Annotated in this window: 17 protein-coding genes and 1 riboswitch; of the genes, 9 read left to right on the top strand and 8 right to left on the bottom strand. The window is 70.7% G+C overall.

Features of this window, described 5'->3' with window-relative positions; translation table 11 throughout:
- Positions 1-77: 77 nt before the first annotated feature.
- The 3 genes from panD to FHS44_RS37150 form a co-directional block, all read right to left on the bottom strand.
- A complete protein-coding gene (gene panD / locus FHS44_RS37160; RefSeq protein WP_184724547.1) occupies positions 78-500 on the bottom strand; it encodes an aspartate 1-decarboxylase in 423 nt (140 codons plus the stop codon).
- Positions 501-582: 82 nt separating this feature from the next.
- Positions 583-1908 carry a carboxylesterase/lipase family protein gene (locus FHS44_RS37155; RefSeq protein ID WP_184724545.1) on the bottom strand — a complete coding sequence of 442 codons (1326 nt, stop codon included), beginning with the start codon at positions 1906-1908 and terminating at the stop codon, positions 583-585.
- The gene (locus FHS44_RS37150; RefSeq protein WP_184724543.1) at positions 1905-2774 is read right to left on the bottom strand and encodes a VOC family protein; all 870 of its coding nucleotides are present in this window, start codon (positions 2772-2774) and stop codon (positions 1905-1907) included. The genes FHS44_RS37155 and FHS44_RS37150 overlap by 4 nt, the downstream gene beginning before the upstream one ends.
- 84 nt (positions 2775-2858) lie before the next feature.
- On the opposite strand from FHS44_RS37150, the gene FHS44_RS42595 reads away from it, so the two are divergent.
- Positions 2859-3827, top strand: a complete 969-nt coding sequence (locus FHS44_RS42595; protein WP_184724541.1) for an Lrp/AsnC family transcriptional regulator — start codon at positions 2859-2861, stop codon at positions 3825-3827.
- Here FHS44_RS42595 and panC read toward each other — a convergent pair.
- Both panC and FHS44_RS37135 read right to left on the bottom strand, forming a co-directional pair.
- Entirely contained in the window at positions 3817-4662 is an 846-nt protein-coding gene (gene panC, locus FHS44_RS37140; RefSeq protein WP_184724539.1) for a pantoate--beta-alanine ligase, read from the bottom strand. The two genes, FHS44_RS42595 and panC, sit on opposite strands and share 11 nt — an antisense overlap.
- On the bottom strand, positions 4653-5543 hold the full coding sequence (locus tag FHS44_RS37135; protein ID WP_184724537.1) for a Rossmann-like and DUF2520 domain-containing protein: 891 nt from the start codon (positions 5541-5543) through the stop codon (positions 4653-4655). The genes panC and FHS44_RS37135 overlap by 10 nt, the downstream gene beginning before the upstream one ends.
- A gap of 197 nt (positions 5544-5740) precedes the next feature.
- Here FHS44_RS37135 and FHS44_RS37130 point away from each other — a divergent pair, with 197 nt between their 5' ends.
- Positions 5741-6700: an SAM-dependent methyltransferase gene (locus FHS44_RS37130; RefSeq protein ID WP_184724535.1), complete on the top strand. Its 960-nt coding sequence runs from the start codon at positions 5741-5743 to the stop codon at positions 6698-6700.
- 64 nt (positions 6701-6764) lie between these two features.
- A complete protein-coding gene (locus FHS44_RS37125; RefSeq protein WP_184724533.1) occupies positions 6765-7769 on the top strand; it encodes an NAD-dependent epimerase/dehydratase family protein in 1005 nt (334 codons plus the stop codon).
- Positions 7770-7905: 136 nt separating this feature from the next.
- Here FHS44_RS37125 and FHS44_RS37120 read toward each other — a convergent pair whose 3' ends face one another.
- Together FHS44_RS37120 and FHS44_RS37115 are read right to left on the bottom strand one after the other, a co-directional pair.
- The gene (locus FHS44_RS37120) at positions 7906-9102 is read right to left on the bottom strand and encodes a cytochrome P450 (RefSeq protein WP_184724531.1); all 1197 of its coding nucleotides are present in this window, start codon (positions 9100-9102) and stop codon (positions 7906-7908) included.
- A gap of 9 nt (positions 9103-9111) precedes the next feature.
- Entirely contained in the window at positions 9112-9846 is a 735-nt protein-coding gene (locus tag FHS44_RS37115) for a TerC family protein (RefSeq protein ID WP_184724529.1), read from the bottom strand.
- A gap of 139 nt (positions 9847-9985) precedes the next feature.
- Positions 9986-10101, top strand: a riboswitch (SAM riboswitch).
- Positions 10102-10146: 45 nt separating this feature from the next.
- On the opposite strand from FHS44_RS37115, the gene FHS44_RS37110 reads away from it, so the two are divergent.
- The 3 genes from FHS44_RS37110 to FHS44_RS37100 are packed head-to-tail and all read left to right on the top strand — an operon-like array spanning position 10147 to position 13752.
- A complete protein-coding gene (locus FHS44_RS37110; protein WP_184724527.1) occupies positions 10147-11448 on the top strand; it encodes an aminotransferase class V-fold PLP-dependent enzyme in 1302 nt (433 codons plus the stop codon).
- Between the two features lie 18 nt (positions 11449-11466).
- Positions 11467-12633, top strand: a complete 1167-nt coding sequence (locus tag FHS44_RS37105) for an NADH-quinone oxidoreductase subunit D (protein WP_184724525.1) — start codon at positions 11467-11469, stop codon at positions 12631-12633.
- 9 nt (positions 12634-12642) lie between these two features.
- Complete coding sequence (locus tag FHS44_RS37100; RefSeq protein ID WP_184724523.1) at positions 12643-13752, top strand: acyltransferase family protein; 1110 nt, start codon at positions 12643-12645, stop codon at positions 13750-13752.
- Here the strand turns inward: FHS44_RS37100 and FHS44_RS37095 are convergent.
- A complete protein-coding gene (locus FHS44_RS37095; RefSeq protein ID WP_184724521.1) occupies positions 13749-15278 on the bottom strand; it encodes an MDR family MFS transporter in 1530 nt (509 codons plus the stop codon). The two genes, FHS44_RS37100 and FHS44_RS37095, sit on opposite strands and share 4 nt — an antisense overlap.
- Positions 15279-15413: 135 nt before the next feature.
- Here FHS44_RS37095 and FHS44_RS37090 point away from each other — a divergent pair, with 135 nt between their 5' ends.
- The 3 genes from FHS44_RS37090 (at position 15414) to FHS44_RS37080 (ending at position 17862) form a co-directional block, all read left to right on the top strand.
- On the top strand, positions 15414-15998 hold the full coding sequence (locus FHS44_RS37090) for a TetR/AcrR family transcriptional regulator (RefSeq protein ID WP_184724519.1): 585 nt from the start codon (positions 15414-15416) through the stop codon (positions 15996-15998).
- A gap of 243 nt (positions 15999-16241) precedes the next feature.
- Positions 16242-16532, top strand: coding sequence for a hypothetical protein (locus tag FHS44_RS37085; protein ID WP_184724517.1), 291 nt, complete (start codon positions 16242-16244; stop codon positions 16530-16532).
- A gap of 82 nt (positions 16533-16614) precedes the next feature.
- The gene (locus FHS44_RS37080) at positions 16615-17862 is read left to right on the top strand and encodes an MFS transporter (RefSeq protein WP_376771647.1); all 1248 of its coding nucleotides are present in this window, start codon (positions 16615-16617) and stop codon (positions 17860-17862) included.
- Positions 17863-17936 lie beyond the last annotated feature (74 nt).

The following is a 17936-nucleotide window of genomic DNA, read 5'->3' as shown; positions in this document are numbered from 1 at the left end:
CCTGCTTTGCACATGCAACGCTATGAATTCGGACATTCCGGGAACGAGCCAGCGAGCCACCCAACCGGTGGTAGGGCCTACCCTACGGTCGCCCCGTGCAGTTCGTCCCCGCGCAGCAGTCCTTCGGGGGCTTCGGCGGGGTCGTTGCCGAGATCGACGACGCGGTTGTCCCGGTCCACGTGCACGATCCTGGGCAGGAAGGTCCTGGCCTCGGCGTCTTCGAGCTGGCCGTACCCGATGATGATCACCAGGTCGCCGGGCTGGACGAGGCGGGCGGCGGCGCCGTTGATGCCGATGATCCCCGAGCCCCTGGGGCCCGAGATCGTGTAGGTCACCAGCCTCGCGCCGTTGTCGATGTCCACGATGTGGACCTGCTCGCCGGGGAGCAGGCCGGCCGCGTCGAGCAGGTCCTCGTCGATGGTCACCGATCCCACGTAGTGCAGGTCGGCCTGGGTGACGGTGGCCCGGTGGATCTTGGACGTGAGCATGGTGCGGAGCATGCGTCGATCACCTCTCGCTCGGTCGCGCCGCCGGGCGGCGTGCGCGCCTGCGCGGAATATATCCGACGCCACGCAAAGCCCCTCAGACCTCCTCCCCGACAAAGTGATGAACCGTGGGGTACGGTGCCCAGCCGGGGTCGCCGTGCCGTACGAAATCCGTCCAGGCCGTCCTGACCTTGGTGGCCAGCGCCTCGGGCGGCGGCTGACCGGCGAGCATCGGGGCGTCCCGCCACGCCTGGGGGTCGCCGAGCAGGAAGGGCAGCTCCAGGCAGTGGCAGGCGCCGTACGGGCTGCCCTCGGGGTGCCAGTCGAACCGGTAGACCCACACGGGGTCGGCGAGCGCGCCGGTCAGGCGCCGGGTCGGCTCGTCGAACATGTGCTCCGTCACGAGCTCGGAGGCCGTGCGTCCCTCGGCCCGTGAGGGGTCGCCGAAGCGCTCCTGCGCGAGCGCGGCGAGGTGCTCGGGGCCGAGTGCCGCTACCCGGTCGTCGAGCGCGTAGAACGCCTCGGTCTCATCGCGGGTGGTGCCGATGACCAGGCTGACGCCCTTCGTCCCGTTCTCGGCCACGGTCGTGACGGGGTCGGCGGCGACCAGCTCACCGTCCGCCACCAGGTGGAAGGGCGGCTCGGGATCGAGGGGACGGCCCGCCCGCAGCGCCACCCTCGTCTGCGCTGCCAGCAGGTCGGCCACGGGTGCCTCCCTGGGATCCCGCGACCCCAGCTCCTCCAGCAGGAGGGCGCCGATCTCGGCGGCCCGCTCCGGCGTCCTCGGGGCCATCCCCAGCGGCGCGCTCTGCAGGATCGCCCTGGTGAACAGCCCGTCCGCGGCGTTCCCCGACAGCAGGCAGAGGGTGGAGAAGGCGCCCCCCGACTGCCCCGCCACCGTCACCGCCCCGGGGTCGCCGCCGAACGCGGCGATGTTCTCCCGGACCCAGCGCAGGGCCTCGACCTTGTCCCGCAGGCCCAGGTTGCCCTCGCTGACCCCCGGCAGGCACAGGAAGCCCAGGGCGCCGAGCCGGTAGTTGACCGTGACGACGACGATGTCACCGTGCCCGGCCAGGTGGGCGCCGCCGTACCAGGGCAGGCCGCCAGAGCCGCTGGAGTAGCCGCCGCCGTGCAGGAACACCAGGACGGGCAGCGACCGTGCGTCGCGGGGTGCCCAGACGTTGAGGGACAGGCAGTCCTCCGCCTGCTCCAGCGGCGCCATGGGACCCATCACGCGTTCGAGCCGCGAGGGGGTCTGGGGCGCGGCGGGGCCGGGCGCGGTCGCGTCGAGGACCCCCGGCCACGCCGGTGCGGGGCGGGGCCTGGCGAACCGCTCCGCGACCGCATATGGGATACCGAGAAAAGCCGATATATCCCCAAAAATCCGGCCGCGCACCAGCCCCGAAGCCGTGTCGACGATCATGACGCGGTGAAGACCAGGCTCGCGCCGTAGGCGTCCCTGGCCGAGACCAGGAAGCCGTCCCCCAGCGGGCGGGTGACGACGCCGTTGCCCTCGATGAGGTCCCTGGCCGCGTCGAGGTCGGCGACCACGATGTTCATGGCGGCGAGATACGACGCGGCGGGGGCGGGCTCGCCGGGCAGGACCTCCTCGGCGTCGGAGGCGCGGACGATCTCGATGCGTCCCGCCCGCAGCGTCAGCACGGTCCGCACGCCCTCGCGGGTCGCGGTCCTGTCCAGGAGACGCTCGTAGCGGGCGACGACGGCCTCGTGGTCGGCGTCGGCGATCACGACCAGCACGCCGCCGACGCGCAGCGCCCCGTTGGGGTGGGTGAGATAGCGCGGCTGGTGGACGTAGCCGGGCGTCAGGTGCTGGGCGACGCCGAGATAGCCCTCGGTGACGACCCGGGGGTCCATGTGGACGCTGAGCGCCCGCATCGTCCTGGTTCCCTCCTCGGTCTCCACATCCCGTTCGAGGGCGAGCACCCCGGAGCCGGACAGCCCGGCCTCCTGGAGCCTCGGGGAGGCCGCCTCGACGTCGCCGCCGAGCTGGAGGATGCGGAACCCCTCCCTGGCGGCCATCTGCTTGGCCCGCCAGGGGTCGGGCGCCGACTCGTCCACGATGCCGAGCAGCTCGATGTAGGACTCGCCGAACAGCGCGCACCGGTTCGCGGTGCAGGTGGGCACCAGCGGGGCGCCGGGACGGTCGTTGAGCATGTGCCGTGACCTGGGGCTGAGCGTGAAGCCCAGCTCCTGGTAGCGCTTCTCCAGGCCGTCCAGGTCACGCGTCAGGATGCCCGGGTGGTCGATGTAGTCGATGTCGTAAGCCATGCCGGAAGCCTCCCCGGCACCCCGGCGACAGGCCAGGAAAAGTGGGGTTAACGCCGTTTTCCGACGTCGGTTACCGTGGTTCGGGTGGATCCGGTCACGCTCGACGATCTCGATCGACAACTGTTGCACGCCCTCCAGGTTGACGGCCGCGCGCCGTTCAGCCAGATCGCCGGTGTCCTGGGCGTGGCGGACCGTACGGTGGCCCGCCGCTACGCCCGGCTGAGCGCGCTGGGTGCGGTCCGGGTGCTGGGCTTCCCCGACGGCCGCAGGACCGGCCACGCCGAGTGGTTCGTGCGCCTCAGATGCCTGCCCGACGCCGCCAGGGCCGTGGGTGCCGCGCTGGCCAGGCGCCCCGACACCTCGTGGGTGACGCTGCTGTCGGGCGGCAGCGAGATCTCCTGCCTCGTGCGCACTGCGGAGCGGTCCGGCGACGGCCCCGTCCTGCTCGAACGGCTGACCCGCACCCCGCGTGTCGTCTCGGTCGGGGCGCAGCGGGTGCTGCGTGACTTCTCCGACCACGAGTCCGGCTGGCGGGCCCGCGCCAGTGCGCTCACCCGGGAGCAGGCCGCCGCCCTGCGCCCCTCGTACGGCGGGGCCGTAGCGTGGGACGGGCTCACCGACCTGGACCGGCGGCTGCTCCCCGCGCTCGCCGTCGACGGCAGGACCTCGTGCGCGAGCCTGGCGCAGGCCGTCGGCTGGTCGGAGTCGGTCGTACGGCGCCGCCTCACCGAGCTGCGCCGTACCCGCGCGTTGCTGTTCAGCGTCGAGACCGACCCCAGGCTCTTCGGCTACACCACCGAGTGCATGATGTGGCTGACGGTCTCTCCCGGGCGGGTTCCCGAGGTCGCCGAGGCGTTGTCGGGGGACGTGGAGATCGCCTTCGTCGCCGCGATGACCGGGCAGGCCAACGTGCTGGCCTACGTGGTCTGCCGGGACATCGACGCGCTCTACGACTATCTCACCGGCAGGGTCGGGGCCCTTCCCGGCGTGCAGCGTCTGGAGAGCGTGCCGGTGACCGGCTACGCCAAACGCATGGCCGTGCCTAAAGAGTGATCGCGACGTTGTCGATGAGCCGGGTCGCGCCGACCCTGGCGGCGACGGCGAGGACGGCCTCGCCCTGGTAACCGTTCTCGGCCTCGGTGAAGGTCGCCGGATCGACCAGCACCAGATAGTCGAGCGCGACCCCGGGCTCGGCGTCCAGCACGGCCCGCGCCTGCCCCAGGATCTCGGCGGGCGTACGGCCCCGCGCCCCGGCGAACAGGGCACGGGACAGGGCGAGCGCGGTGTGCCGCTCGTGCGGGGACAGGTAGCGGTTCCTGCTGGACAGCGCCAGGCCGTCCGCCTCACGCACGGTCGGCGCGCCGACCACGGAGACCGGCACGTCGAGGTCGGCGACCATCCGGCGGATCATGGCGAGCTGCTGGGCGTCCTTGCGCCCGAAGACCGCGATGTCCGGCTGGACCAGGTTGAACAGCTTGAGCACCACGGTCAGCACGCCGTCGAAGTGGCCGGGTCTGAAGGCCCCCTCGACGATCGTGCCCATCCGCCCCGCGGAGACCGAGACCTGGCGGTCCTGGGCGTACATGTCGTCGGCGGAGGGGGCGAAGACGATGCTCACGCCCTCGTCGGCGCAAATCTCCAGGTCGACATCAAATGTCCGTGGATAACGGGAAAAATCCTCGTTCGGCCCGAACTGGAGGGGGTTGACGAAGATGCTCACCGCGACGTGGTCGGCCTGCTCCCGGGCCGACCGGATCAGCGAGCGGTGCCCCTCGTGCAGCGCCCCCATGGTCGGCACCAGCGCCAGCGTCGCCCCAGAAGGGCCGATCCCCAGGCTGTGCCTCGCCTTGACCAGCCCGGCGCGGTCACCGGCCACGATCACGTCCATATGTTTCCTCCCAGGGCGTCGAGGAGACGCTCGGCGGCCTCTGGCTTGAGCAGCCCGGCCGCCAGAGCGCGGTCCGCGGTGAGCCTAGCGAGGGCCACGTAGGCGTCGGCCGCCTCGGGTGCCGCGAGGATCAGGGCGTCCACGTGCTTGCGGACCGTCCCGGCGTCGCCGCGCACCACGGGGCCGGTCAGCCCGGCGATGCCGAGCCGCAGCACGTTCTCCAGCGCCGCGCCCAGCAGTGGCCCGAGCATCCGGCCCGGCTGCTCGACGCCGACGCGTTCGAGCAGCTCGGAGGACTCGGCGACGAGCGTGACCATGTGGTTGGCGGCGCCCGCGAGAGCCGCGTGGTAGAGCGGCCTGTCGTCGTCGGCGATCCAGACCGGCTCCCCCTCCATCTCGATGACCAGCGCCTCGGCCACCGGACGAAGCATGTCGGGGGCCGTCACGCCGTACGAGATGCCGGTGAGACGACGCAGGTCGTCGTCCTTGCCGGTGAAGGTCATCACCGGGTGCAGGGCCAGCGGGAGGGACCCGGCCTTGATCGCGGGGTTGAGCACGGCCAGGCCGTACGCGCCGCTGGTGTGGGCGACGAGCTTGCCCTGCAGGGCGGCGCCGGTGCCCGCCAGCCCGGAGACCAGGTCCGGCAGGACGTCGTCGGGGACCGTCATGAGGATGAGGTCCGACTTGGCGACCACGTCCTCGGGCCTGGTCGGTGTGACACCGAGCCGTTCGACGGCCCGTTCCCTGGAGGAGTCGGAGACGCCGCTGGCCGCGACGACCCGGTGACCGGCACGTGCCAGCGCGGCGCCGAGCGCCGAGCCGACCCGGCCTGCTCCAATCACTCCGACGGCCAGCCGCGCCGGGCGATCGACTGCGTCCATGACGTCCCGTCCTTCGACAAGATTGGGGCTCCATGCCCAGTTGACCAGCGTAACGGGCCTTCCCCGCCGGGCTACGCGAAGGCACGTGTCCGAAAGCGGCGGCGGTCCTGTCCCAGGTCTGCCCCGCCTCCGGTCGCTTTTCCCCTCCTGTCGTGCGCTTTCTCCGCGCCGGGGGCGCCCCTGTACCGTCGGGGAGCGTGTGGCTCACCTGGCGCGCCGCGACACAGCGGGCGCTCTACGGCGAAAACGGCTTCTACCTGCGCGAACGTCCTTCCCGTCACTTCCGTACCTCGGTGGGCGCCTCGACCGTTCTGGCGGGGGCCGTGCTGCGGGAACTGGCCGGGCTGGCGGCCGGGCCGTACGAGATGGTGGATCTGGTGGACGTCGGCGCGGGCGAGGGCGCTTTGGCGGCGGACGTGCTGGCCCTGGCGCCGCCCGAGCTGCGTTCCCGGCTCCGGGTGACTTGCGTGGACCTCGCTCCCCGGCCTCCTGGGCTGCCCGAGGAGATCGGCTGGGCGGACACGGTTCCCGAGGGGGTCACCGGGCTGGTGATCGCCAACGAGTGGCTGGACAACGTTCCGCTCGACGTGGTCGAGCGGACGCCCGACGGTCCCCGGCTGGTCATGGTCGATCCCTCGGACGGCGCGGAACGGCTCGGCGACCGTCCCGAGGAGGCCGACCTGGCCTGGCTCGACCGCTGGTGGCCGCTCGGTGGGACCGGCGAGCGCGCCGAGATCGGCAGGCCCCGCGACGACGCCTGGGCCTCGGTCGTCGTACGGCTCGCGCACGGCCTGGCCGTCGCCGTGGACTACGCGCACCGGCTGGGCGCCCGCCCGCCGTACGGTTCGCTGGCCGGTTACCGCGACGGCGCGCTCGTGGCGCCGGTGCCCGACGGGTCGTGCGACATCACCGCGCACGTCGCGCTCGACGCCTGCGCCGCGGCGGGCGAGCGGGCGGGGGCGGTCGCGACGACGCTGACCACCCAGCGGGAGGCCCTGCGCGCCCTGGGCGTCACCGGCGCCCGCCCGCCCCTCGACCTGGCGGGCAGGGACCCCGCGGGCTATCTGCGCGCCCTGTCACGGGCCTCCCTTGAGGCGGAGCTGATCTCCCCCCACGGCCTCGGCGCCTTCGGGTGGCTGCGCCAGTCACGGCCCTGACCGTACGGCTAAGCCCGTGGTGAATTCGCTGGGGTGACGGGGCCGACGTGGTGAGGATGGGCGTATGAGACTTCTTGTGCTGGGTGGGACGCACTTCGTCGGCAGGGCCGTCGTGGAGGAGGCGGTTCGACGGGGTGACGAGATCACCCTGGTCAACCGGGGCAGGAGCCCCCTCCCCGAGGCGGTGGCGGCGGCCGTCGAGCCGCTCGTCGCGGACAGGACGGACGCCGAGGCGCTGCGCGCGGCCCTGGACGGGCGTGAGTGGGACGCGGTTATCGACACCTGGAGCGGGGCTCCCAAGGTGATCGGCGACGCGTGCGGGCTGCTCTCCGGGCGGGTCGGCCACTACGGATACGTGTCGAGCAGATCGGTCTACAGCTGGCCGTTCCCGCCGGGGGCCGACGAGAGCGCCCCGGTGGTCGAGGGCGACCCCGACTCCGAGGTCTCCGACGACTACGCGCAGGCCAAGCGCGGTGGCGAACTGGCCGTCCTGCGTGTCTTCGGGGAGAACGCCCTGCTCGCCCGCGCCGGACTGGTCCTCGGCCCCTACGAGAACATCGGGCGGCTGCCCTGGTGGCTGCGCCGCGTCGAGCGGGGCGGCCGGGTGCTGGCACCGGGCAGGCCGGACCGTCCGCTGCAGTACATCGACGCCAGGGACATCGCGGTCTGGATGCTCGGCGCGGCGCAGCGGGGCGTCGGCGGCGCCTTCAACACGGTAAGCCACCCCGGGCACGCCACCATGGGCGAGCTGCTCGACGAGATCATCAGGGTGACCGGCTCCGACGCCGAGCTGGTCTGGGCCCCCGACGAGGTGATCGCCGAGGCGGAGATCGCCGCGTGGACCGAGCTGCCGGTCTGGCTGCCCGAGGGCGGCGAGGAGGAGGGCCTGCACGACGGGGACGTCTCGGCCGCCCACGCGGCGGGCCTCGTCTGCCGCCCGGTCCGGGAGACGGTCGCCGACACCTGGGCCTGGCTCCAGGCTGAGGGCGACCCGGCCCTCAGGGCGGACCGCCCCTCGGTCGGCCTCGACCCGGCCAAGGAGGCGAAGGTGCTGACCGGTTTGTCCTGACATCTACCGAAACGCGATGCCGTACGGCGCGCAGTGCCTTGGCGCCGTACGGCAGGCGACCGTGAGCGGCCAGGCGATTGGCGCCGTACGGCAGGCAGATGCCAGAGCGGTGTGGCGGCCGGGCCGTACGGCAAGATCAGACCCGGACCTCCAGTGCCGTCAGGCCCCGGATGACGTAGCCGGGCCTCCAGGTGGGTTCGGCGGCGAGTTCCAGCCGGGGGGCGAGGCGCAGCAGGGCGCCGAACGACTCGGCCAGCTCGATCCTGGCCAGCGGGGCGCCCAGGCAGAAGTGGATGCCCGCCCCGAAGGAGATGTGCGGGTTCTCCCTGCGGCCCAGGTCAAGGCGGTCGGGCTCGGCGAACACCTCGGGGTCCCGGTTGGCCGAGCCGAACAGCAGCGCGACCTCGGCGCCCCGCGGGATGTCCACCCCGCCGACCGAGATGTCCTCAAGGACCCAGCGTTCGAACATCTGTAGCGGGGTGTCCCAGCGCATCAGCTCCTCGATCGCCGTGGGCAGCAGGCCGTGGTCGGCGCGCAGCCGTTCCAGCTCGGCCGGGTTGCGGAACAGCGACCACCAGCCGATGCCGGTGACGTTGACGGTCGCCTCGTGGCCCGCGTTGAGCAGCAGCACGCAGGTACCGACCAGCTCCTCCTCGGTCAGGGTGTCGCCGCCGTCCGCGACCAGGGCCAGGGCGCTGATCAGGTCGTCGCCGGGGTCGGCCCTGCGGGCGCGGGCCAGCTCGGACAGGTAGCCGGAGAACTCCTCGGCCGCCCGTACGGCGGTGCGCTGCGTCTCGACCGACGGGTTGAGCTCGTACATCCCGCAGATGTCGGCTGACCAGGGCCGCAGCAGGTGCCGGTCCGCCTCGGGCACGCCGAGCATCTCGGCGATCACGGTCACCGGGAGCGGTTCTGCGACCTCCGCGACGAGGTCGCCGCCGCCGCGCGCCACGAAGTCCTCGACCAGCCCGGTGGCGATCGCGGCGACCTTGGGCCGTAGCGCCTCGACCATGCGCGGGGTGAACGCCCGGGAGACCAGACGGCGCAGCCGGGTGTGGACGGGCGGTTCGACGTCGAGCATCCCGGCCCTGATCACCCGCCAGAACGGGTCGAGGAAGGCCGGGTCCTCCGGTCTGCCGAACTCGGTGTGCGTGGCCACGTGCAGGTAGGACCGGCCGAGCCGACGATCGCGCAGCAGCGCGTTGACGTCGGCGTGCCTGGCGACCAGCCACTGGCCCGTCGGCTCGAAGAAGGTGACCGGCCGCTGTCTCAGCTCGGCGTAGGCGTCATAGGGGTGGGCGACGAATTCCGGACTCCAGGGGTCAAAGCGCACATACCCATGCTAGGACTCCGGGGTCTTCGCGACTGCCTTGGAACGGCGGCGGGCTCGGATGTTGAGCAGTTCGACCACCAGCGAGAACGCCATCGCGAAGTAGATGTAGCCCTTGGAGATGTGCTGTCCGAAACCCTCCGCGATCAGCACGACGCCGATCAGCACCAGGAACGACAGCGCCAGCATCTTGATCGTCGGATGCTTGTCCACGAAACGGCTGATCGGCCCCGAGGCGAAGAGCATCACCACGACCGCGACGATGACCGCGATGACCATGATGGCCAGTTCGTCCACCATGCCGACCGCGGTGATCACCGAGTCGAGGGAGAACACGATGTCCAGGATCATGATCTGCAGGATCACCATGCCGAAGGAGGCCGCCACCGCCCGGCCGCCGGAGTGACCCCCGTCGTCCTCGGTGTGGCTGTGGATCTCGTGGACGCTCTTGACCAGCAGGAACAGCCCGCCAAGGATCAGGATCAGATCGCGCCCCGATATCTCGTGCCCGAAGATCTCGAAGAGTGGGGCGGTGAGCCGTACCACCCAGGACAGGGCGAGCAGCAGCGCGAGGCGGCTGACCAGGGCGGCCAGCAGGCCCAGCTTGCGGGCGTTGTCACGCTGCTCGGGTGGGAGCTTCCCGGCCAGGATCGAGATGAAGATGATGTTGTCGATGCCCAGCACGATCTCCAGAGCGATCAGCGTGAGCAGACCTATCCAGCTCGCCGGGTCGGCCACCCAGTCCATCGTGATTCCTCCAGTGTCGGGTGGGACGTTTCCGGTCACAGCTCCAGACGATCGGGTGGAACCGTAAGTTCCTTGGAATCACTGCCGAAATCCCGGGCTTGCCAAGCACCGTCTCTGTGTGGGTATAGTCCGGTTCGTAGGTCATGAGTGCCAGCGACAAGCCCCGGCTAGCTGGCCGGCAACCCTCGCGTCCGCGGCGGGGTGCCCCGGGTGAGGACCTGGTCCGGCACGAGGTGTGCCGGACAAGCGCGGGCACCAACGCCATGGCTTGGGGTCCGATGACCTCCAAGGAGAGCTGGCGTGTCCGCACTGACGATCTTCACCTCCGCCGCCGCGACCGAGACCGTGAGCGTCCCCGCGACCCGCGTCTCGGACGACCGGCCGATCCCCGCCGTCCTCGGCGCCGACCTTGAGGTGCCCGTCAAGGGCGGCAGGCTCGTGCCGTACGCCAACCTCGACTACGCCGCGAGCGCCCCCTGTCTTGAGCCGGTGAGCGCCGCCGTGGCCGCCGCGCTCCCGGCCTACTCCAGCGTCCACCGTGGCGCCGGATACGCCTCCCAGCTGACCACCGCCCGCTACGAGCAGGCCAGGCACACCGTGCGGGCCTTCGTCGGCGCCCGTCCCGACGACGCGGTGATCTTCACCAGGAACACCACGGACGCCACCAACCTGCTCGCCCGCAGCCTGCCCACGGGGACCACCGTCGTGGTCTTCGAGACCGAGCACCACGCCTCGCTGCTGCCCTGGACCGATGTCGTACGGCTGCCCGCCCCGGCCTTCCCCGGTGAGGCCGTCCGCGCCGCCGACGAGGCGCTAGCCGCGATCGACGGCCCCAAGCTGCTGGTCGTCACCGCCGCCTCCAACGTGACCGGCGAGCTGTGGCCGATCGCCGCGCTGGCCCACATCGCCCACCGGCACGGCGCCCGCGTCCTCGTTGACGCCGCCCAGCTCGTCCCGCACCGCCGCCTCAACCTGACCGCGCTCGACCTGGACTACGTGGTCTTCTCCGGCCACAAGCTCTACGCCCCCTTCGGCACCGGCGCCCTGATCGGCCGCGCCGACTGGCTCACGGTCGCCGAGCCGTACCTCCGTGGCGGCGGGGCGGTCAAGGCCGTCGAGGACGAGGGCACCGACTGGCACGACGACCCCGAGGCCCGCCACGAGGCCGGCACGCCGAACGTCCTGGGCGCCATCGCGCTTGCCGCCGCCTGCGACGCGCTGAGCGCGACCGGCTGGGACGTGCTGGTGCGCGAGGAGGAGCGCCTGCTCACCCGCCTTCGCGCCGGTCTTGCCGACATCGAGGGCGTGCACGAGCTGTCCCTGTGGGGTCCCGACCACGCCCGCGTCGGCATCGTCTCCTTCGTTGTGGACGGCTTCACGGCCCGCGAGGTGGCCGAGGCGCTGTCCGGTGAGTACGGCATCGGCGTGCGGGACGGCAAGTTCTGCGCCCACCCCTTCGTCAGGCATCTGCTCGGCGCCAAGGACGGCGGCTGCGACGACGTCACCGCCTCCGCGGTGCGCGCCTCCATCGGCATCGGCAGCACGACCGAGCACGTGGACCGTCTGATCGGGGCTCTGCGGGATCTCGTCACGCGCCGCTGACGTGACAGCATGGGGCCTATGACTGAGCCCCGGGAAGTGAACGTGGGGATCGGGGCGGGAGCGGCGGCGACCGGCAAGGAACTGGCCACCGAGGACATGGTCCTGAACATCGGCCCGCAGCACCCCTCGACCCACGGCGTGCTGCGGCTGCGCCTGACGCTGGACGGCGAGCGCATCAGCGCCGCCGAGCCGATCGTCGGCTACATGCACCGGGGCGCGGAGAAGCTGTTCGAGGTCAGGGACTACCGGCAGATCATCGTGCTGGCCAACCGGCACGACTGGCTGTCCGCGTTCGCCAACGAGCTGGGCGTCGTGCTCGCGGTCGAGCGGATGCTCGGCATGGAGGTGCCGGTCAGGGCCGTGTGGGCGCGCACGCTGATGGCCGAGCTGAACCGGGTGCTCAGCCACCTGATGTTCCTCGGCTCCTACCCCCTCGAACTGGGCGCGATCACCCCGGTCTTCTACGCCTTCCGCGAGCGCGAGACCCTCCAGGCCGTGATGGAGGAGATCTCCGGCGGCCGGATGCACTACATGTTCAACCGGGTCGGCGGCCTCAAGGAGGACCTGCCGTACGGCTGGCTCGACCGGGTGACCCAGGCCGTCACGGACGTACGGCGCCGCCTGCCCGACATCGAGAACCTGCTCACCGGCAACGAGATCTTCCTGGCCCGCACGGTCGGCGTCGGTGTGCTGGACCGCGAGACGATCATGCAGTACGGCGTGAGCGGCCCCATCGCCCGTGCCTCCGGGGTGGCCCTCGACCTGCGCAGGGACGACCCCTATCTCGCCTACGGGGAACTGCCGGTCAAGGTGGTGACCCGCTCGGCCGGTGACTGCAACGCGCGCTTCGAGGTGCTGCTCGAACAGGTCCGGGTCTCCCTCGACCTGGCCGACGCCTGCGTGGAGCGGCTACGGTCCCTGCCGAGGGGGCCGATCAACCAGCGGCTGCCCAAGGTGCTGAAGGTCCCCGAGGGCCACACCTACGCCTGGACGGAGAACCCCCTCGGCATCAACGGCTACTATCTGGTCTCTCGTGGCGAGAAGACCCCCTGGCGGCTGAAGCTCCGCTCCGCCTCCTACAACAACGTCCAGGTGCTGAGGGAGATGTTGCCCGGCCACCTGGTTTCCGACATGGTGGCCATTCTGGGGTCGATGTTCTTCGTGGTCGGCGACATCGACAAGTAGAGGGGGCACATGAGCGAGCGCGTGGACGCCACGTCCCGCACCGACGGCCCGAAGCGGGACAAGTACGTCGACTGGCTCCGCGCGGTCAGCCTGATCGTCGTCGTGGTCTGGCACTGGGCGTTCACGATCCTGCAGTGGGGTCCCGACGGGCCCTCCCCGACGAGCCCTCTCGGCTTCACCTCGGGTCTGTGGATTCTCACCTGGCTGTTCCAGGTGCTGCCGCTCTTCTTCTACGTGGGTGGATACGTCCACCTGATGTCGTGGAACCGCGCCTGTGAGCGCGGGGTCGGCATCGGCGCCTTCGTGTGGCGGCGCATCCGGGCCCTGGCGATCCCGGCGCTTGCGCTGTCCTTCGCGTGGCTCGTCTTCGGTGCGGTCATCTGGTGGATCTTCGACGTGCCGTGGATCGGCAGGGCCGTACTCCTGGTGCTGAGCCCGCTGTGGTTCATCGGCGTCTACCTGATGCTGGTTGCCCTGCTGCCGGTGATGCTGTGGCTGCATCAGCGCTTCGACGTGCTCGTGCTCATCTGGCTGGGCGGCGCGGCGCTGGTGGTCGACGTGCTGCGGCTGCGGTACGGCCTTGAGGCGATCGGCTGGCTCAACATGGTCATCGTCTGGGGCCTGGCCCACCAGGCCGGGTTCTTCTACGACCGGATGGTCGCGATGCCCAGAAGACTGGACGTCGCGACCCTGTGGACGGGCCTGTTCTCCCTGGTCGGCCTGGTCTACTCGGGCATCTACCCGGGCTCGATGGTCGGGGTGCCCGGCGACAAGCTGTCGAACATGGCGCCCCCGACCTTCGTCATCGTGGCCCTGCTGGTCTTCCAGATCGGCCTGGTCGAGGTGCTGCGGCCCGCGATGGAACGCTTGCTGGAACGGCCCCGCTGGCAGTGGGTCAACACCACGATCAACCGCTTCGCGCTTCAGCTCTTCCTGTTCCACACCACCGGCATGGCGATCCTGAACGGCGTCTTCTGGGGCCTGACCGGCTCCCCACCCGGCAGCCAGGTCCCCCCAACCCTGATCTGGTGGCTGGAACGCCCCCTGGCGATAGCCGGACCGCTACTGTGCACGATCCCGTTCCTGTTGATCTTCGGCCGCAGGAACTCGGCGGCCTAACCCGCCGCCACGGCCTCCTTCTCGGCGGGCAGGTCCACGCTGTCGCGCAGCCTGATGGGCTTGAGGAACAGGGCGGCGACGACGCCGACCAGGGCGACCGCGGCGGAGACGAGGAAGATGTGGCCGGTGGCGTCGCCGTACGCCGCACGGACGATCTCCTTGATCGGCTCAGGCAGGGCCTGGATGTTGAGGGTGCTGCGTCCGCCCCCGGTGGCCGGGGTCGTGATCCCGGCCTTGGCCAGGCCCTCGGCGATGCCGGTCGCGACCTGGTTGGCCAGGACGGCGCCGAGGACCGAGACGCCGATGGTGCCGCCGAGGGAGCGGAAGAAGGTGATCGCGCCGCTGGCCGCGCCCAGTTCGCTCAGCGAGACGGTGTTCTGGATGGCCAGCACGAGGTTCTGCATCGACATGCCGACCCCGGCGCCGACCAGCACCATGGCGGCGGCGATGATCAGCAGTGAGGTCTGGTGGTCCATCGTGGACAGCACGAGGAACCCGATCGTGAGCACGATCGCCCCGGTCACGATGTACGGCTTGACGTGCCCACTCTTGGAGATCATCCGCCCGGAGACGGTCGAGGAGACCAGCACACCGAGCATCATGGGGATCGTGAGCAGCCCCGCCTCGGTCGGGCTGTAGCCACGGCCGATCTGGAAGTACTGCCCCAGGAAGACCGCGCCGCCGAACATGGCCATGCCGACCGCGAGGCTCGCCAGGATGGCCAGGGCCGGGGTGCGACGACGAATGATCCTCAGCGGAACGACCGGCTCGGCGACGCGTGACTCGACCAGGGTGGCCAGCACCAGGAGCAGCACGCCGCCCCCGGCCATGGCCGCGGTCTGCCAGGACAGCCAGTCGAAGGAGTTGCCGACGAAGGTGACCCAGATCAGCAGGACGCTGACCCCGGCGGCGATCAGCGTGGCGCCCGCGTAGTCGATCTTCACGTCGGTACGGCGCACGGTCACCACGCGCAGCGTCTTGTGCAGCAGGGCGAAGGCGACCACGGTGAACGGCACCGCCACGAAGAAGCACCAGCGCCAGCCGAGCCAGGAGGTGTCGGCGATCAGGCCGCCGAGCAGCGGCCCGGCCACGGTCGCCACGGCCATGACACCGCCGAGGTAGCCGTTGTAGCGTCCTCGCTCCTTGGGGCTGATCATCGCGGCGATGATGACCTGCACCAGGACCTGCAACGCGCCCATGCCCAGGCCCTGCACGGCGCGGAAGGCGATGAGCTGGGCGGTGTTCTGCGCGAACCCGCAGGCCAGCGAGCTGACCATGAAGATGACGATGGAGACCTGCAGCAGCAGTTTCTTGCTGAACAGGTCGGCGAGCTTCCCCCAGATCGGCGTCGAGGCCGTCGAGGCGAGCAGCGAGGCCGTGACCACCCACGTGTACTGCGACTGGGTGCCGTTGAGCGCGCCGATGATCTGCGGAAGCGCCACGGACACGATCGTGCTGCTGATCATCGCGACGAACAGGACGAGCAGCAGACCGCTCAACGCCTCCAGGATCTGACGATGGCTCATTCGAGCGGTCTCTGTGTGGGCGCCCACGCGCACACCTCCAAAGCGGGGGAAACGGGATGACCGTGACACCATACATGCCCACTGGGAAAGTTTGCGCACTGGGCATCTCTTCCCGGAGAGTAAGATACTGGTGCCATGGAGAGCACCGCAGGACTGCGCGAGCGCAAGAAGGCCGAGACCCGGCAGGCCGTCCACGAGGCCGCGTTACGGCTGTGCGCCGAACACGGCCTGGACAACGTCACCGTCGAGGCCATCGCCGACGCCGCCAACATCTCCCGGCGGACCTTCTCCAACTACTTCGCCGGCAAGGAGGACGCCCTCCTGTACGGCGACGAGCAGCGCATCAGGCTCCTCGTCGAACGCGTCCGCTCCCGGCCTCCCGAGGAACCCGCCTGGCAGGCGCTGCGCGGAGCCGTACGAGACCTCTATGGCGAGCTCGGCGAACCCGAGGTCGCCTGGGCGGTGCGCGCCCGCCTCGCCAAACGCCACCCCGCCCTGCTGGCCAGGCAACTCGCCAACCACGCGGCCCTGGAACGCGAGCTGGTCCAGGCCATCACCGACCGCGACGGCACAGCCGATCCGGTACGGCCCCGCGTCCTGGCGGCGGGCTTCCTCGTCGCCCTCCGCATCGCCACCCACATGTGGACCGACGAACAGGAACCCCGCCCCCTCCACGAAGTGATGAAACAGGTGCTTGATCACATGGAGGCCCCTTTCTAAAGCGCCGCCTGCGGCGGCGCGGGCTTGGGCGCCTCAAGTCGGCTCTTTCCCTCGTCGCTCATCCGCTGCCCTGCCTCTTTGCGACGCCTGGCGGCATCGCGGGGCTTGGGCGCCCTGAGTCGGTGACTTCCCTCGTCGTTCCTCCGCTGCGCTCCGTCACTCCTCAGTCCAGCTCACCGACGCGCCCAAGCCGGTCACTCCTCAGTCCAATCGCCGACGCGCCCAAGCCGACACTCCTCACACTTGGCGCCGGTAAAGCACAAGCGGAAACTCCTCACGCTTGGCGCCGATAACTCCGACCCCTTCATCGACGATGGGTTCGGGCGGTTTTCCCGAATGGCGTGGTCTTCGGTACTGATCACCCTCAGTCCGGAGACCGACGCGCTCAAGCCGAAACCCTTCACGCTTGGCGCCGATAACCCCGACCCCCTCATCGACGATGGGTTCGGGCTGGGCTTCCTGGATGGTGTGGTCTTCGGTACTGATCGCCCTTGGTCGATCGACTCGTCTACCGGACGTCGAAACAGGACCTAACCCCCCGAACCCGTGATCCGGTTTCGAACCGGAAGGACCGTCCCTACGTAGGATCGAAGATCCATATGACGCGGGAGGGGCCTTGCTGGCGCCGTACCGGACGATTCTGGCTCTGCCTGGGGCTCTCGCCTTCAGTGGGGCGGGGCTGTTGGCCAGGGTGCCGGCCTCGATGATGGGGCTGAGTCTGATCCTGCTGCTGTTCGCGGAGCGGGGGTCGTACGCGCTGGCCGGGCAGGTCACCGCCGCCTATGTCTTTCTCGCCGCCGTCGTCAGTCCCTTCCAGGCACGGTTGGTCGACCGGCACGGGCAGCGGGCCGTACTGCTGCCGCTCTCCCTGGTGAACCTGGCCGCCAAGGTCGCGATGGTGCTCGCGGTGACCTCGGACCTTCCCTCGCCGTTCCCGCAACTGTGCGCGGCGGCGGGTGGCGCCACCTCACCGCTGGTCGGGGCCTACGCGCGGGCCAGGTGGAGCGCGCTGCTCGGGGACCGGCCAGAGCTGCGGGCCGCCTACGCCCTTGAGTCGCTGGTCGAGGACCTCTGCGCGGTCTTCGGCCCACCCCTGGCCACCCTCCTGGCCACCGCCTTCTCCCCGCTGGTGGGTCTCGTCGTGGCGATCGGCTGCGGCTTCGCCGGGACGACGCTGTTCGCGGTGCAGCGCCGTACACAACCATCCCCCAAACCCCGGGGACAACGGGCAGGTGACCCCCTGAGGGTGTCACGGCTTGGGCCGGTCTGTCTCACCTCGGCCGGGCTTGGCCTCCTGTCCGGGAGCGTCAACGTCACGGTCGTCGCGTTCTGCTCGGAGCAGGGGGCGCCAGGGCTGAGCGGCCTGGTGCTCGGCGCCGTGGCGGCGGCCTCGGTCCTGGCCGCGCTGGTCGTCGGCGCCGTCGCCCTCCCTCCCCACCGTCTGGTACGGCTCGCCGCCCTGGCCACGGCGGCCCTCAGCGTCTGTCTTCCCCTGGCGGCCACCGTCCCCTCTGGGGCGGTCATCCTGGTCGGCGTGGCCGTGACCCTGCTCGCGTTCACCGCCGCCCCCGCCACGATCGCGGCCTTCACCCTGGTCGAACGGCTGACGCCCACCTCCCGCCTCTCCGAGGCCATCGCCTGGACCACCTCCTTCCTCCTCGGCGGCTACGCCCTGGGCGGCGCCCTCGCAGGCGCGGTGATCGACCACTTCCACACCCCCGCCGCCTTCCTCATCCCACCCACAGCGGCCCTGGCGACAGCCTTTTTCGCGTTCCTCATCCCCACCGCGAAATCGGCTCCCACAAAGGCGCCGGGTGAAAAAGCCTTGGATACCAAGGATGTCCGGAGTGCAGAGTTTGACTGAGCGTCCCGACGCCGCGCGTGAAGAGTTTCGGCTTGGGCGCGTCGGCGATTGGACTGAGGAGAGAGGGAGCGAAG

The sequence above is a fragment of the Streptosporangium saharense genome (genome assembly GCF_014203715.1).
GTDB lineage: Bacteria > Actinomycetota > Actinomycetes > Streptosporangiales > Streptosporangiaceae > Streptosporangium > Streptosporangium saharense.
Note: the sequence above shows the minus strand (reverse complement) of the source record. Positions and strands in the feature narration are given on the sequence as shown.

Bases quoted from the DNA above. Each gene is read 5' to 3' on its own strand.
- panD (WP_184724547.1), bottom strand. From the start codon at position 500: ATGCTCCGCACCATGCTCACGTCCAAGATCCACCGGGCCACCGTCACC.
- panC (WP_184724539.1), bottom strand. From the start codon at position 4,662: ATGGACGTGATCGTGGCCGGTGACCGCGCCGGGCTGGTCAAGGCGAGG.
- FHS44_RS37155 (WP_184724545.1), bottom strand. From the start codon at position 1,908: ATGATCGTCGACACGGCTTCGGGGCTGGTGCGCGGCCGGATTTTTGGG.
- FHS44_RS37090 (WP_184724519.1), top strand. From the start codon at position 15,414: ATGGAGAGCACCGCAGGACTGCGCGAGCGCAAGAAGGCCGAGACCCGG.
- FHS44_RS37100 (WP_184724523.1), top strand. From the start codon at position 12,643: ATGAGCGAGCGCGTGGACGCCACGTCCCGCACCGACGGCCCGAAGCGG.
- FHS44_RS37135 (WP_184724537.1), bottom strand. From the start codon at position 5,543: ATGGACGCAGTCGATCGCCCGGCGCGGCTGGCCGTCGGAGTGATTGGA.
- FHS44_RS37150 (WP_184724543.1), bottom strand. From the start codon at position 2,774: ATGGCTTACGACATCGACTACATCGACCACCCGGGCATCCTGACGCGT.
- FHS44_RS37105 (WP_184724525.1), top strand. From the start codon at position 11,467: ATGACTGAGCCCCGGGAAGTGAACGTGGGGATCGGGGCGGGAGCGGCG.
- FHS44_RS37095 (WP_184724521.1), bottom strand. From the start codon at position 15,278: ATGAGCCATCGTCAGATCCTGGAGGCGTTGAGCGGTCTGCTGCTCGTC.
- FHS44_RS37115 (WP_184724529.1), bottom strand. From the start codon at position 9,846: ATGGACTGGGTGGCCGACCCGGCGAGCTGGATAGGTCTGCTCACGCTG.
- FHS44_RS37125 (WP_184724533.1), top strand. From the start codon at position 6,765: ATGAGACTTCTTGTGCTGGGTGGGACGCACTTCGTCGGCAGGGCCGTC.